Annotated in this window: 10 protein-coding genes and 1 pseudogene; 5 read left to right on the top strand and 6 right to left on the bottom strand. The window is 33.7% G+C overall.

Translation table 11 applies throughout. The features are described from left to right. The 6 genes and pseudogenes from AAC024_RS13820 to panC form a co-directional block, all read right to left on the bottom strand. Window positions 1–1,610 (bottom strand): annotated as a pseudogene (locus tag AAC024_RS13820) (hypothetical protein); the annotation flags it as partial. A gap of 547 nt (window positions 1,611–2,157) precedes the next feature. Continuing rightward, on the bottom strand, window positions 2,158–3,516 hold the full coding sequence (radA, locus tag AAC024_RS13815) for a DNA repair protein RadA (RefSeq protein ID WP_339896074.1): 1,359 nt from the start codon (window positions 3,514–3,516) through the stop codon (window positions 2,158–2,160). Window positions 3,517–3,572: 56 nt separating this feature from the next. Continuing rightward, a complete protein-coding gene (locus tag AAC024_RS13810; RefSeq protein ID WP_339896073.1) occupies window positions 3,573–4,724 on the bottom strand; it encodes an alpha/beta hydrolase-fold protein in 1,152 nt (383 codons plus the stop codon). A gap of 76 nt (window positions 4,725–4,800) precedes the next feature. Next, entirely contained in the window at window positions 4,801–5,769 is a 969-nt protein-coding gene (locus AAC024_RS13805; protein WP_339896072.1) for a lysylphosphatidylglycerol synthase transmembrane domain-containing protein, read from the bottom strand. A gap of 4 nt (window positions 5,770–5,773) precedes the next feature. After that, window positions 5,774–6,124 (bottom strand): aspartate 1-decarboxylase, encoded by a 351-nt coding sequence (gene panD, locus AAC024_RS13800; RefSeq protein WP_034042051.1) that lies wholly within the window; start codon window positions 6,122–6,124, stop codon window positions 5,774–5,776. Window positions 6,125–6,137: 13 nt separating this feature from the next. Further along, window positions 6,138–6,989, bottom strand: coding sequence for a pantoate--beta-alanine ligase (panC, locus tag AAC024_RS13795; protein WP_339896071.1), 852 nt, complete (start codon window positions 6,987–6,989; stop codon window positions 6,138–6,140). 200 nt (window positions 6,990–7,189) lie between these two features. On the opposite strand from panC, the gene AAC024_RS13790 reads away from it, so the two are divergent. The 5 genes from AAC024_RS13790 (at window position 7,190) to AAC024_RS13770 (ending at window position 16,398) form a co-directional block, all read left to right on the top strand. After that, window positions 7,190–7,999, top strand: coding sequence for a glycogen/starch synthase (locus AAC024_RS13790; protein WP_339896070.1), 810 nt, complete (start codon window positions 7,190–7,192; stop codon window positions 7,997–7,999). Between the two features lie 25 nt (window positions 8,000–8,024). Further along, window positions 8,025–9,734, top strand: a complete 1,710-nt coding sequence (locus AAC024_RS13785; RefSeq protein ID WP_339896069.1) for a DUF4270 domain-containing protein — start codon at window positions 8,025–8,027, stop codon at window positions 9,732–9,734. 192 nt (window positions 9,735–9,926) lie between these two features. Continuing rightward, window positions 9,927–11,780 carry a glutamine--fructose-6-phosphate transaminase (isomerizing) gene (gene glmS, locus AAC024_RS13780; protein ID WP_339896068.1) on the top strand — a complete coding sequence of 618 codons (1,854 nt, stop codon included), beginning with the start codon at window positions 9,927–9,929 and terminating at the stop codon, window positions 11,778–11,780. Between the two features lie 218 nt (window positions 11,781–11,998). Further along, window positions 11,999–14,833: a TonB-dependent receptor gene (locus AAC024_RS13775; protein ID WP_339896067.1), complete on the top strand. Its 2,835-nt coding sequence runs from the start codon at window positions 11,999–12,001 to the stop codon at window positions 14,831–14,833. An 11-nt stretch (window positions 14,834–14,844) separates the two neighbouring features. Continuing rightward, complete coding sequence (locus AAC024_RS13770) at window positions 14,845–16,398, top strand: G-D-S-L family lipolytic protein (protein ID WP_339896066.1); 1,554 nt, start codon at window positions 14,845–14,847, stop codon at window positions 16,396–16,398. Window positions 16,399–16,591 lie beyond the last annotated feature (193 nt).

Raw genomic sequence — 16,591 nt, 5'->3', positions numbered from 1 at the left:
CGGTAATCTAAATCGCCTCCAGATAATAAATCGCCGTCGGTATCTGGTAAAATTGAACTTAATGGTGTATCCATTTCATCATTCACATCATTTGGATCGTTGGTGTTTGAACCTTCAAACGCATTATCTAATCCGTCACTATCGGTGTCTAAATTTGAAATAATATTGGCCATTCCATTTTCTTCAATATCTGGTGTGCCATCGTTATCACTATCCATATCTATATAATCTGGAATGCCATCAAAATCAGTATCTGTTAAGGATAAACCATTGGCATAGTTATTAAATATTCCTGTAGAATTGTCTATTATAAAAGAAGGCGTAATATAACCAATTGTTGGTTGTGCTTCTATATTATCTGGAATGCCATCATCATCGGCATCGATATCTAAAAAATCATAATTTCCGTTGCTATCTGTATTACTTGAATTTGCTCCTGTTCCTGCAGAACTTGGAATCCCCAGAGTAGAGGCAGTTGCACCTATCATTCCATCTGCATTGCCATCAATATTAGCATCAGTACCTCCAGATTCTATAACATCCAAAATACCATCATTATCACTGTCAAAGTCCAAATGATTTGGAATTCCGTCTTTGTCAACATCAAGATTTACACAAATACCCGACGTGTTCAAGGTACAAAAATCTGGATCTTGATAGTTAGGCAAACCATCTACATCATCATCTGCAGAAGGGTTAATACCGTTAGACTCATCTAAATCTTTAATACCATCATTATCATCATCTAAATCATCCACATCGCTATACCCATCTTTATCATTATCTGGTAAGGTTAGAATAAACATTTTACCATCTCCATTGTCAATAGTTGCCGATGTTAATGTAGCTTTTGTAATTGTTGACCCCGTAGGTGCAATGTCATTCAGATAAAATACTGCAATACCTAAAGCCCCACTATTCCTAACAACACGATCACTAAGCCAATAATCTGAACCTGTAGGTGGCGGATTCAAAGCGCCTGGAGTTCCAACATTCCCATTACTTCCTGTACCTCCAAAACCCCATTCTGTACCTGAATTATTAACAAATGTTTCTCCTAACGATTGTTCTAGCCCTCCGCCCACTGGTATACCAAAAAACTCTATGTGATAACAGTTATTAGCGTTTTGTTCCGTTACAGCTATTACTCCACTTGAACCAGATATAATCCCTCCGGTATAAATTAAAGTAAACCTTTGTGCACTTGTAGTTTCTTCAGCAGTATAATTATCACATATATTTTGGCCATTTCCATTGGCTTCGAAATAGTAATTGAGATTTAAGGACTGAAACGCATCTAATGCTGTTGCATTCCATGTTGCACTAGCACTCGTTGTTTCAACATAAGGACCATTGAGCGAAATGTTATTTGTGGCATGGCCTGCTGGACCAAGTTGCGTTAACTCATAACCAGTTGGTACGCCAAAATTGAAATAAACATTACCGTTAACCGTGATACTTTCTATAGTAGCCGGATCTGTGGAAACCGTTTGCGTATCACTCCATTGAAATGTTACTCCAGATTGAATACTTGGTGCATTTGTTTGGGTATTTCCGAGGTTTAAGCAGAACCACGTCAACAAAAGACTCAATAGTAATTTTAATTTCATAGTTAATAGATTTGGGGGAATCTTAATTAATTTATATACTCAAATAGTTTTATTTCTTTATTTCAAAATTTTGTATAATTATTTAAATATCAAATACTTGATAGCATAGATTATATTTGAAAGAATACTTGAGGGAAGAAAATTTCAACTGAAAAATCGTAAATCATTGCGATTTAGACTAAATATCAAACAATATTAGGATAAAAAATCGATAAAAACAATTAAAAATCGGATAAAAAGTAATTTTTTAACGACAAAGCGTATTTTTTGTAATATCATTATTATAAGTTATCACTTATTCTACTTTGAATTCTGCACAAAAATCACTACATTAATACACCATTTCTTCAATAGAACTTCTATTAAAGTTTTTAGAATTAAGCATATTTATTATCCCTGCACAATCACTAAAATACGCTTTAGCCCTTCTTTTAAAAGGCATTACACCATCAAAGCTAACGGCTATTACATTGTTCTCTTTTTTTACAAAATATTTGATAGAAGTTGTTTTATAATGAGGTGTTTTAGCAAACCCTCTTTTTACATACTAAACAATAAACCCTACTAAATCTTCAATTTTTGAAATTAATTGAATTTTAATAGCTGTGTTTTTAAGCGAAATTTTATTGTATTTTGAAACAAAAATGGTTGAAAACCCTAATTTTTCAGCTTCTAGAATACGCTGCTCTACGCGTTGCACAGGACGAATTTCACCAGACAAACCCACCTCAGCAGCAAAGCAAAAATCTTTTTGAAGTGCTACATCTTCATTAGATGATAAGATGGCTGCTACTACAGCTAAATCTATTGCAGGATCATCAACTGTAATACCGCCTGTAATATTTAAAAACACATCCTTTGCGCCTAAACGGAAGCCCGCTCGTTTTTCTAAAACTGCTAGTAACATATTTAAACGTTTCGCATTAAAACCAGTTGCGCTACGTTGTGGTGTACCATAAACTGCTGTACTAACCAAAGCCTGAACTTCAATCATAAGTGGCCGCATGCCTTCCAACGTTGCGGCTATAGCATTACCCGAAAGTTCTTCATCCTTTTTAGAAATTAAAATTTCTGATGGGTTTGATACTTCTCGTAAACCTGAACCTTGCATTTCATAAATGCCTAATTCATTTGTTGAACCAAACCGGTTTTTGTTCGCTCTTAAAATTCGGAATACATGATTTCTATCGCCTTCAAATTGTAGAACGGTATCCACCATGTGTTCTAAAATTTTAGGTCCAGCTATATTTCCATCCTTGGTAATATGACCTATCAACATTACTGGCGTTGCTGTTTCTTTGGCAAACTTTATCAGTTCAGCTGTACATTCTTTTATTTGTGAAATACTACCGGAAGACGATTCAATATAATCGCTATGCAAGGTTTGAATCGAGTCAATAATTACAATATCGGGCTCTAAAGCTTCAATTTGCTTGAAAATATTTTGAGTTTTAGTTTCTGTTAAGATATAACAGTTGCTATTTTCTGGATTAATACGTTCAGCACGCATTTTTATTTGTTTTTGGCTTTCTTCACCAGAAACATAAAGTGTTTTATAAGGTAATTTTAATGAAATTTGAAGTAACAAGGTACTCTTACCAATTCCGGGTTCACCTCCTAATAAAATTAAAGACCCTGGCACAATTCCACCGCCTAAAACACGATTAAACTCTCCATCAAAAGTATTTAACCGAGCCTCTTTTGATGAGTCTATTTCATTGATTCGTAATGGGATTGAGGCTCTCTTTACTGTAGAAGTTGGTAATTTCCAATCGCTTTTTTCAGGCTTTTGAATTACTTCTTCAACAATAGTATTCCATTCTTTACAAGCATTACATTGCCCTTGCCATTTAGCATATTGTGTGCCGCAGTTTTGACAAAAAAACGTGGTTTTTATTTTAGCCATATTCCTCTCCTAACCTCCCCAAAGGAGAGGGATTAATTCAGTTTTTAAAATTTAACCTAGTAGCCAAAATCTTCTTTAATTAAATCTGCTTTTTCTAACATTAAATCTTTTGTAAGTCCTGCAATTTCTTCTAAAGTATAGGCCGATTGATACGTACGCATAGCTTTTTTGGCCTCTCCTGTTTCTTCATAAAAACGTGCAATATAATAAGTTCCTAAAAGGGTTTCAGGGTATGCTTTTCGTGCCATTTTACCTAACTCTTCGTAATACTCATACAATTCATTTTTTTCTATTGCAGCAGATATCGCTTTAAAATCGTTGATTAACACTTTCTTTTCAATACCAAACAAATCAGAAATAGCTTGATATTTTTCTTGAAGATAAAGTACTGGTGAAATTTCTAATTCAAGGATAACATCTTTATATTCCTTTTTTGAAATAGGTTGAAACACTTGAAAAATACTTTCTATGGCACTTGGTATAGCATGTGTAGGAACAGAATAATGTGAAGGCCCATCAAAACTATCGAAATCATAGACTAAGCTTTCATTTTCTATACCAGAAATATCTGTATTCAATGCTTCTGTCATGCGCAATATAGATTTAGCATCATTATTTGTATTGGCTAAATAGTAAAATGTTTTTGATTGAATTTTACTCAAAACTTCAGGTAGATAATCAATCATATTAGGCGCCAAATCTGGACTAATTGAAATATAAGCTTGAAATAATGGTTGCGGTTTTAATAAATAGTAATTTATAAAATTTGCTGTTTCCCCATGACCTACTGCAACTCTAAAATTACCAGCTCTATATGTTTTTTCTATATAAGGCAACAACTCCATTCCAATAAACTCAAAAAAAGCAGCACCTGTTTCAATAGGTAAAGAGTTTTGTTCAGAATACATGCCATCATCATATCTTTTATCCAATTGATTAACTCCAACAACAATAGACTCTGGCATATCTTCCCAATACGAATAGTAATCTACGTTTCCTGCTACAGCTTCAAACATATAATCGCCATCTAAAACAATAAATATTGGATATGTTTTATCTTCATCAGAATTATAACCTCTTGGTAATTGAATTTTAATTTGACGTTCTTCCCCTAATTTTGAAGATTGAATGGTTTCGTATTTAACTTGTGCTATTGAAGTATTTAAAGCTAAAAAAAGGAATAAAAAGAAAACAACAGTCTTTTTCATTTTAGAATGATTTGAGATTTATTAATGGCAAGGTAAGAAATTAAGGTAGAGATTAAAAGCAAAGTTTTTCTAAGTTTTAAAAGCGCTTCGGAGTCTTATATCTATTATAAATAGGCAAATAAATTAAGGAAAGACCACCAAAAACAATAATCATAAGCGTTTGTGATGCCCACATAATCCAACCGAAAGCAATACTTGGTTCTTCTGCAATTCCGAAAATTGAAAACGCTGCGTATATAGCCAAAGGATAAGAACCAATGCCACCATTTGTAGCCGCAATACTAGAACTTGCCGAAATAAAACCTATTAAAACAGCACCAAGAGAAATCTCATTTAATTCAACAATAGATAATGAAGTTATATAAAACATAAGCAAATACATGCCCCATATAAATAGGGTATGAAAAATATAAGCCCACTTTTTTTTCATTTTAAAAATACTAAGCGCGCCTTCTATTAATCCAGTCACTAAACCTTTTAATTTCAAAGCGATTTTTGATTTACTTTTTTTTATGTAACCAAATAAAATTGCAGCAGCAATTACAAACCCTAATAAGATCATTATAACTTTAGTTAGATTGAATTTCTCAATTAAAAAGCCATATATAAAATCGAATTGAAGAAAAAGTGTAATTGCAATAATCCCCAACATCACTATCATATCTGCAATACGCTCTGCGACAATGGTTCCAAAGCCTTTTTCAAATGGTACATCTTCGTAATTTGTTAATATAGAAGCTCGTGCAACTTCGCCAGCACGTGGAATTGTGTAATTTATTAAATAAGTAGCAAAAACGGCCATAATACTGTTGCCAAACTTCACTTTATAACCCATTGGCTCTAATTGAAACAACCAACGATATGCTCTTGATAAATGGCTTAATAAGCCTAAAAACATACCTAAAAGTATCCAAGTATAATCAGCTTTTTTTACATAAACCATTAATTCTTCAATAGATACTTTTGACAGCGAATACCAAACCAAAAAAACTCCCAATAATAATGGGAGTGTGATTTTTAGTATATTTTTTGTCTTTTTATTCAAAAGGTTATTTTAATAAATTGGTCGCCTCATCTGGAAAAACTAGAGATGGTTTAAACACTTTAGCTTCCTCAATATCCATGAATGCATAGGTAATAAGAATTAAGGTGTCTCCTACAGATACTTTTCTGGCAGCAGCACCGTTTAGTGTTATTTCGCCACTATTTCGTGGCCCAGGAATACAATAGGTTTCTAAACGCTCTCCATTGTCGTTATTTACAATTTGAACTTTTTCTCCTTGTATAATATTGGCAGCATCCATTAAGTCCTCATCAATAGTGATACTACCAATGTAATTGAGTTCTGCTCCTGTGCATTTAACTCTATGAATCTTAGATTTTACTACTTGAATTTGCATGCGGTAAAGATAATTAATTTAAAGCGATATTATCAATAAGTCTAATATCGTCAGCATATACGGCAATAAATGCGCGATAGGCTTTTTTGTTTGATTTTCGTTTAAGTGGCTTCAAGGTTTCAGCATCTGCAATTATGATATATTCTAAGTCTAACAAATCATGTGTAGCAAACTGTTTTTCAACCCATTCCACAACTTTAGTAGCACTTTTTGTGCCAAATTTTTCTTTGGCAGTTGTTAAAGTTTTATAAATAAAGGGTGCTACTGCTTTATACTCTGGTTTTAATCTTGTATTACGTGAACTCATAGCTAAACCATTAGCTTCACGATGAATTTTACACCCAATAATTTTTACTGGAATATTATATTTTTTAACTAATTTTTTTATGATGGTTAATTGCTGAAAATCTTTCTCTCCAAAATAACCTGTATTTGGTTTTATAATCTCAAAAAAACGTTTTACAATAGTACCCACGCCGTCAAAATGACCATTTCTAAATTTGCCTTCCATTTCAAACTCCAAGCCATCAAAATCGAATTCTTGAGACACTGCGTTTCCTTCATAAATATCATTTACAGTTGGTGCGTAAACTAAAATATCGGTTTTACTAACTGTTTCTAGCAAGGCTACATCACTATCCAAAGTCCTAGGGTATTTTACTAAGTCCTCATTATTATCAAACTGTGTTGGGTTTACAAAAATACTAACTACTACTTTGTCATTCTCAGTCAAGGCTTTTTTGACTAATTGCAAATGCCCTTCGTGCAACGCGCCCATTGTAGGCACCATTCCAATGGTTAGCTTTTTTGCTTTTAAAGCATCAATAACTGAGGTAATTTGTTGTTTTTCTAGGTAAACTTCCACTTTTTTAATAAAAAATTAACGCGTGCAAACTTAAGATTTTACAACCAATTAGCATAAATTTTTGTACTTTTGCATCGTTTTTATTTTGAGTTTTATAAAGCAGAAGTGTATTCAGCGTAAGTTTTTCAATCTCTCTCTCTAAAAATAGTTCAATAATTGCTTATGATATTAAGTCATTAAAAGTCAACAAAATCAAACATATGAAAGATAAGAGGATATTATACGTATCATCTGAAGTCGTGCCTTATTTACCTGAAACCGAAATTTCGTCTGCCTCTTTTGAAGCACCGAGATTAGTGAATCAACAAGGCGGACAAATAAGAATCTTTATGCCCCGGTACGGCAACATAAACGAAAGAAGGCATCAATTACACGAAGTTATAAGATTATCTGGTATCAATTTAGTAATAAACGATTTAGACATGCCCCTTATCATTAAAGTGGCATCAATCCCTAAAGAGCGTATCCAAGTTTATTTTATTGATAATGACGAATACTTTAAAAGAAAAGCCACATTAACTGATGAAGATGGTAAATTATTTTCTGATAATGATGAACGTGCTATTTTCTTCGCTAAAGGCGTTATTGAAACGGTTAAGAAATTAAACTGGGCTCCAGATATTATTCATGTTCATGGGTGGTTGGCTGCTTTATTACCTCTTTATCTAAAAGAATATTACAAAGACGAGCCATTGTTTAATGAGAGTAAAATAGTTACTTCTATATACAATCAAAGCTTTGATGGTACGTTAAACAAAGACATGGTTAACAAAATTAAATTTGACAACATTGATGACGATGCCATTAAAACACTTGAAGAGCCATCATTTAACAATTTAATGAAAGTTGCTATTGATTATTCTGACGCATTAATTGTAGGATCTGAAAACATTTCAGACGATTTAGAGTCATACTTAAAAGCCTCCGACAAACCTATTTTAGAATACAAAAGTAAAGATGAATTTGGTGAAGCTTACACAACATTTTTTAACGAAACTGTTTTAGGTTAAACTATTTAAATTCATTAAATATTATATGAAAAAGACATTTAAAGCCCTTAAATACGCCACAGTTTTTCTTCTATTTTTAGCATCATTTATTGCTTGCGATAAAGATTTTAATGTTATAGAAAGTGATGTTCTTGGAAAAGACAATGCTAATTTTTTTACAGATTCTTTGGTTTTACCAATCTCTGCATACAACAAAAAATTAGAAGCTTTACAAATTAATAATTTGCCATCTAACTTGCTTGGAGTTTTTGATGATCCGGATTATGGAAAAACCACAGCTAGTATAGTTACACAGTTAACACCTACCTCTTTTGATGAAGATTTTGGTATTAATCCAGCTATAGATTCTGTAGTAATACATATACCATATTTTAATACTGTAACAGGTACTGACACCAATAATAGCAGTGCATCAACCTATTCATTAGATTCGGTTTATGGCAATGTAGATGCTCCTATTAAATTAACCATTTATCAGAATAATTATTTTTTAAGAGACTTTGATCCTTCTGGAGAAATAAATAGCATTCAAAATTATTTTTCTAAGACTGAAGAGCTTATAGATCCAACCCGTAATTATGCTTTAAACGGTTCTCAAACCATAGATTTTGATAATCATTTAGGTGAGATAATTTATGAAAATGATGCTTTTAGAGCAAAAGCTGAGGCTATTGAACTATGGGTGGTAAGCAGCACTGATACAGTTAAAACCTTCGTTGCCCCAGCGCTAAGAATTAGTTTTGATAGTGAAATTGATGATGATGCAGATGAAATAGTATTTTGGCAACAAACAATTATAGAAAAAAATGGCGACCCCGTTTTAAGTAATGCAAACAACTTTAGAAACTACTTTAGAGGCTTATATTTTAAAGCAGAAGCTATTGGTAGTGATGGAAACATGATTTTAATGAACCTCGGCGCTGCTGATGCTAATGTTACTATTTATTACACTAAAGGGGAGGAGGCTGAAAGAACTCAAGATAGCTATGTCTTAAATTTTAATGGAAATATACTGAACACCTTTATTAACGATTTTAGTATTCCATTAGAAGATGGCGACAAAGATAATGGCGATGAAACATTATATCTTAAGGGATTAGAAGGCTCGATGGCTGTGGTAGATTTGTTTCCAACTGATGAAGCATTAGAAGATTTTAAAAATAATTTCAGGCAAACTGATGATAATGATGAATTTATTATAGATAAAACAACAGGTCTTTTCTTATTAAAAAAACTTATTAACGAAGCGCAATTAGTTATTTATGAAGATGACAATATGTTAACAAACCCTACGGATGAGAATGGTGATGTATATCATAAATACGACCGTATTTATGCCTATGATATTAAAAATAACATCACAACTATTGATTACCAAATAGATCCTACGGAGAGTAATGTGGCATTAAGCTCTAAAATTTTTAGTCTTGGACAAAGGGAAGAAAGTACTGGGAAATATAAAATACGTATCACAGAGCATCTAAATAACATTATACAGAATGATTCTACCAACTATCAACTTGGACTAGTATTATCTAATAATGTAAATGTAACCTCACGCTCTATAACTTTAAATAGCACTGATGATGTAACCGCTGTTCCTACAGTATCAATAATATCTCCTCGAGGAACTATTCTTTATGGAAGTAATGATGCTATTGATGCCATTGATGTTAATGGCGAAAATAAAAAGCTCAAATTAAAAGTATTTTTCACAGAACTTAAAGAGAACTAACAAGCTAAATAAAATTCAATCATTATTGAAGTGGATTTTATCGTATAAATCAACTAGTTCGTATAATAATTATCTTTCATTGGTATTTATTTTACATATTTGCTTTATGAACTAATTTAAACTTTTCGCTTAAATGGAAAAAGTTTAAATTAGTTCTATATTAAATAACCCCAAAATCAAATCTAAAAAACTATGTGTGGAATTGTTGGATATATAGGATCAAGAGAAGCATACCCAATTATAATTGAGGGTCTTAAGCGACTGGAATATAGAGGATATGATAGTGCTGGAATTGCTTTATTTGATGGGACCGACCTGAAAGTCTCTAAAACCAAGGGGAAAGTAGCCGATTTAGAAGAACGCGCAGAAAAAGAAATTTCTAAAAGTGGAAATGTAGGCATTGGTCATACCCGTTGGGCAACTCACGGCGTTCCAAATGATGTGAACTCTCATCCTCACCTTTCAAACTCAGGGGAATTAGTTATTATTCATAATGGTATTATAGAAAATTATGAATCTCTTAAACAAGAACTTATTTCTAGAGGCTATACGTTTAAGTCTGATACAGATACTGAAGTTTTAATTAACTTAATTGAAGATGTTAAAAAGCAAGAAAACGTAAAGCTTGGTAAAGCGGTTCAAATCGCATTAAATCAAGTTATAGGAGCCTACGCTATTGCTGTTTTTGACAAAAATAAGCCCGAAGAAGTTGTTGTAGCACGTTTAGGAAGCCCTTTAGCAATTGGTATTGGTGAAAACGAAGATGAGTTTTTTATTGCTAGTGATGCTTCACCTTTTTTAGAATACACTAAGAATGCTGTGTATCTAGAAGATGAAGAAATGGCTGTAATTAGATTTCATAAAGGTATAAAGGTTAGAAAAATTAAAGATGATTCTTTAGTAGATACTTACGTTCAAAAGCTTCAAATTAATTTAGAACAAATTGAAAAAGGAGGTTATGAGCATTTCATGCTTAAAGAAATTCATGAACAACCAAAAGCCATAAAAGACACATACAGAGGTAGATTACTGCGACATGAGGCTATTATAAAAATGGCTGGTGTTGAAGACAACATGAAAAAGTTTCTTAATGCCAATCGTATTGTCATAGTTGCCTGTGGTACATCATGGCACGCTGGATTAGTAGCAGAATATATTTTTGAAAATTTAGTAAGAGTCCCCGTAGAGGTTGAATATGCTTCAGAATTTAGATATCGAAATCCTGTTATCAGAGAAGACGATGTGCTAATTGCCATTTCTCAATCAGGTGAAACAGCCGACACATTAGCAGCTATTAAGCTTGCTAAATCAAAAGGCGCTTTTGTATTTGGTGTTTGTAATGTCGTAGGGTCTTCCATTGCCAGAGAATCTGATGCAGGCGCATATACGCATGCTGGACCAGAAATTGGTGTAGCTTCCACCAAAGCTTTTACAACACAAATCACGGTGTTAACACTAATCGCTTTAAGATTAGCTAGAGCAAAAGGCACTATTAGTAGTTCTGATTTCCGTCAGCATCTTTTAGAGCTAGAGATGATTCCTCAAAAGGTAGAGAAAGCATTAAAGTCTGATGCAAATATTAAAACCATTGCTAATGTTTATAAAGATGTTAGTAATTTCTTATACTTAGGAAGAGGATATAATTTCCCTGTAGCTCTTGAAGGCGCACTTAAATTAAAGGAGATTTCATACATACACGCGGAAGGGTATCCAGCAGCAGAAATGAAGCATGGCCCAATAGCGCTAATTGATGAAAACATGCCTATTGTTGTTATTGCTACAAAAAAAGGGCATTATGAGAAAGTGGTTAGTAATATTCAAGAAATTAAATCTAGAAAAGGTAAAATTATTGGTATCGTTACTGAAGGCGATGTTCAAGTTAGAGATCTTGCCGACCATGTCATTGAAGTTCCAGAAACCTTAGAATTACTTTCTCCATTACTTACCACCATTCCACTACAATTACTATCATACCATATAGCAGTTATGTTAGATAAAAATGTTGATCAACCAAGAAATCTAGCAAAATCTGTAACTGTAGAATAAAAAAAGCGACTTCAATAAATAATTTCAAAATTGCCATGTTTTACTTTTAAACATGGCAATTCTCAATTTTACCTCCTTTTTATTGCCTATTTACCAATAAAATGTAAGGTTTTTTGTTAAAATATACTATGCGTGCATAATTTTTTATACTTTTGACAAATTGAATAATATAATATATTTATGTTATCCTGTTTGTTAAACTAAACTCTAATTATTAAATGAAAACAATTCTCCCCTATTTAATGCTGTTGTTTTGTGGCTTATCATTCTCACAAACAACTATTACTGGTTCAGTCGTCGATGATAATAGTCAGCCCATTCCTGGCGCTAATATTATTATTGTTGGAACATCAACTGGTACTGTGACAGATTTTGATGGCAACTTTTCATTGACAACAAATTTAAATCCGCCTTTTTCGCTTCAAGGAAGTAGTGTTGGTTTTGAAACTGTTACTCTAGAAGTTACATCCAATAATCAAAACATTAACTTTATTCTGAATGAAGGCACCTCGCTTGACGAAGTGGTTATTTCAGCTTCTAGAACGCCCGAGCGTGTTTTTGAATCGCCAGTAACCATTGAACGTTTCGGCCTTAAAGAAATCAAAAATACGGCTTCGGCTGAATTTTATGATGGTTTAGAAAACCTAAAAGGTGTAGATGTTAACACAAACAGTTTAACCTTTAAATCTGTTAATACAAGAGGTTTCGCCACATTCGCCAATACACGCTTTATGCAATTGGTTGATGGTATGGATAATGCAGCTCCAACACTTAACTTTCCACTAGGTAATCTATTAGGAATGATAGAAACTGATGTGCAAAGTGTAGAATTACTTCCAGGAGCATCTTCAGCACTATACGGTGCAAATGCCTTTAATGGTATTTTATTTATGCGAAGTAAAAGTGCTTTTGATCATACAGGAATAAGTGCTTATTATAAACAAGGATTAACATCACAAGAGACCGCAGGGGATAACGAGTATAAAGATTATGGTATTAGAGCTGCACATAAATTCAGCGATAAATTTGCTGCAAAAATAAACTTTAGTTATTTGCAGGGTACAGACTGGGCTGCAAACGACACGAGAGGAAAAGACAGAGACAACACGTTCGTTAAACCGGGTAGCACTAGGGCAAATGATATTGATTATGATGGTATAAATGTATATGGAGATCTAGTTTCAACAAACCTCAGTAGGGTTAAAAGCAGTCCTGATTTTCTAGCTCAATTACCAAATCCGGCACTTGCTAATTTAGTGCCCGATGTAAATGTAAGTAGAACAGGTTATGATGAAGCAGATTTAACAAATTATGATGCTAAAAGTATTAAAGCAGATTGGGGCTTATATTTCCGTCCTTGGGAAAACGATTTTGAAATTCAATATGTAGGTAAAATTGGGTCTGGATCAACTATATACCAAGGTTCTAATAGATACCAAATTAAGAATTTTTTCCTTCAACAACATAAATTGGAAATAAAAAACAAAAACTTCTTTGTTAGAGGATACCTAACTGCTGATAATGGAGGGGATTCCTATGATATGGTTTTTACAGGCGTTAATTTGAACAGACAATGGAAATCAGATGACCAGTGGTTTGGTGAATACGCAGGAGCATTTATTCAGGGAACACTTGGTGGTTTAACAGCTGAACAAGCTCATGCAGCGGCAAGAGCAGCTGCCGATACTGGAAGATTTGAACCAGGCACACCCGAGTTTATAAATGCTTTCAACAAAGTAACTAGTGACCCCGATGTTTTAACGGGAAGTCAATTAAAAAGTGAATCTAAAATTTATCATGCCGATGCTAACTATAATTTTAGCCATCTAACCGATTTTGCTGAAATCCAAGTTGGAGGTTCGGCCAGACAATATGTTTTAAATTCCTCAGGCGCTATTTACACAGATAGGCTAAGTGAAATTTACTACTCTGAAGTTGGTTTATATACACAACTTCAAAAGAAATTTTTAGAAGACGATCGTTTAAAACTAACAGCATCGCTTCGTTATGATAAATCGCAACTTTTTGACGCCTTTTTATCTCCAAGAATATCTTTAGGATACAATATAGGAGAAAATGAAAACCATAATATTAGAGCCTCATTTCAAACTGGTTTTAGAAATCCAGATACGCAAGCCTTATACATCGGTTTCAACGTAGGCCCTATTGTTTTAATTGGTGGTGCTGCAGATAATCCTGAAAGATTTAGCAAAACCGTAAGTGCTGGTAATGGTCTTTCTACAACAGGACAAGCTATTATTGGTAGCAACAGCTTAACTTTCAATGGTGCGGGCGCTTATAACAACTCTTTCACAAGAAGCTCGGTAACAGCATTTGGTGTGTCTAGAAACCCTGCCGATTTGCAAATTGCAAATATAGGCCTTGTAAAACCAGAGCAAGTAAGTTCTTTTGAAATAGGCTACAGAGGAAAAATCGATAAATTTATTGTAGATTTTAGTACGTATCTAAACCAGTACAAGGATTTTCTTGCTACCAGAGATGTTGTGAATCCTTTATACGGAGATGTTCAATTAACCCAACAACTTCCTAATACAACACCACTAGCTATAGCTGCCATAGCAAATTCAGATTTTCAAGCGTTTAGAGCTTATACAAACACGGCAGCAGATGTAAATTCTTATGGTGCGGCTATAGGTGTAAGTACTAAAGTATTTGGGAATTTTGATTTTGAAACGAACTACACATTTACAAAATTAGATTTCGATAGAGTTGCAAATCCAAACACACAAACAAACTTTAATACGCCCGAGCATAAAGTAAAAGCCTCTTTTGGTAATACAGAATTATTCGAAAATTTCGGATTTAATGTAGCTTGGAGATGGAGTGATAATTATGTGTGGGAAGCCTCGTTTGCTACTGGAGCAGTTCCTGCTTTCCATGTTATGGATGCTCAAATCAATTACAGAGTGCCATCATTAAAATCGACGTTTAAAGCAGGAGCATCGAATCTTTTTGGTGATGAATATTTCACTGCCGTGGGAACAGGTTTAATAGGGTCTATGTACTACCTGTCATGGACAATTAACAACTAATAAAATTAATTATGAAAACAACTCGATATATATTCCTTTTACTTCTCCTTATAAGTGTCCTTTCTTGTAGTGAAGAAGATAATATTTTACCAGAAGAAGTCGTTTTACCAGAATTAATTTCTGGTTCAGCAGATTTTTCAACTTACGTGTCACTTGGCAATTCATTAACTGCTGGATTCTCAGATGGAACAGTTTTTAGAGCTGCTCAAGAAAATTCATACCCAAGCATTATGGCTCAACAATTTGCATTAGTTGGTGGTGGTGAATTTACGCAACCATTAGTTAATGATAATTTTGGTGGATTAGCAGCTGGAGGCAACCGAATAGCAAGTCCGCGCTTAGTAACAGCAGGTGGCCCTCCACAAGGAATAGAGTCTATTATTGGACCAGTTACTGTTACCACAGATATAGTTTTAAACAACCCTACGGGGCCATTTAATAATATGGGTGTTCCTTTAGCTAGTAGCTTTCATCTTTTAGATTTAGGGATTCCTGGTTCTGGATATGGTGATATTAACGGTTTGGGGGTATATGCAAATCCTTATTTTATAAGAATGGCTTCTGCACCAGACGCAACAATTATTGGTGATGCTATGGCTCAAAACCCAACATTCTTTTCTTTATGGATAGGTGCTAATGATGTTTTAGGTTATGCCACTTCAGGTGGTGATGGATCTAGAGCAATTACTGACCAAGCCACTTTTGATTTAGCTTATGATGCCATAATATCTACATTAATATCTGGTGGTGCTAAAGGTGTAATTGCTAATGTGCCAAATGTTGAATCGGCGCCTTATTTTAATACCATTCCAAATAATGCATTAGTTCTTGATGCCGCAACTGCAGGTCAATTAACAGGATTTTTTCAAGCAGTTGCAGGAATATTTACGCAAGTACTCATTGCTCAAATGGTTCCTCCAGCACAAGCACAACAATTAGCCGCTCAATACGCTATTACATTTGAAGAAGGCACTAATAGATTTCTTATAGATGTCCCTGTTACGCCTACAAACCCACTAGGATTTAGACAAATGACTGTGGAAGAAAAATTATTACTTCCTATAGATCAAGGTGCTTTGGCACAAGGTTATGGCTCTGTTGCATTAACTCCAGAAGTATTACAAGTACTTGGCATATTACAAACTGGCGGAACACCAACACCAGAACAAGGAGCCTTAGTTATTGGAGCTGTTAATGGTATAGATGATGGTGATGCTTTGGATAGTGATGAACTTCAAGCAATTAAAACAGCAACAGAAGGTTATAACGCAACCATTTCTGCTGCAGCTGCAGCCAATGGGCTTGCCTTTGTTGATACTTTTAATATAACTACACAAATTGCTAGTACTGGTTATTTTTCAAACGGTTTTACAATTACTGGTGGTTTAATAACTGGCGGTGGTTTTAGTTTAGATGGTATTCACGGAACTTCTAGAGGATATGCATTATTTGCAAATGAATTTTTAATGGCAATAGATGCTGCCTATGGTTCTAATTTTGAAGCTTCGGGTAATTTAGTGAACATTGGTGATTACCCTACAAACTATTCGCCTTTATTACAATAAAACAAAATCAAAATATAATTTCTAAACACCTTCAAATTGAAGGTGTTTTTTTATTGCAAAAAAGCTACAAAAACAACTTTCATTTTAAATTAAAAAATATATCTTTGCACGCGAAAACTTGAAGTGTTTTTTTTAGAATTAAAACGCATAATATTAAACAAATAGGTAATGGCTAAAGTTACAGGTAAAGTTG

The sequence above is a fragment of the uncultured Algibacter sp. genome, assembly GCF_963976535.1.
Classification (GTDB): domain Bacteria; phylum Bacteroidota; class Bacteroidia; order Flavobacteriales; family Flavobacteriaceae; genus Algibacter_B.
Note: the sequence above shows the minus strand (reverse complement) of the source record. Positions and strands in the feature narration are given on the sequence as shown.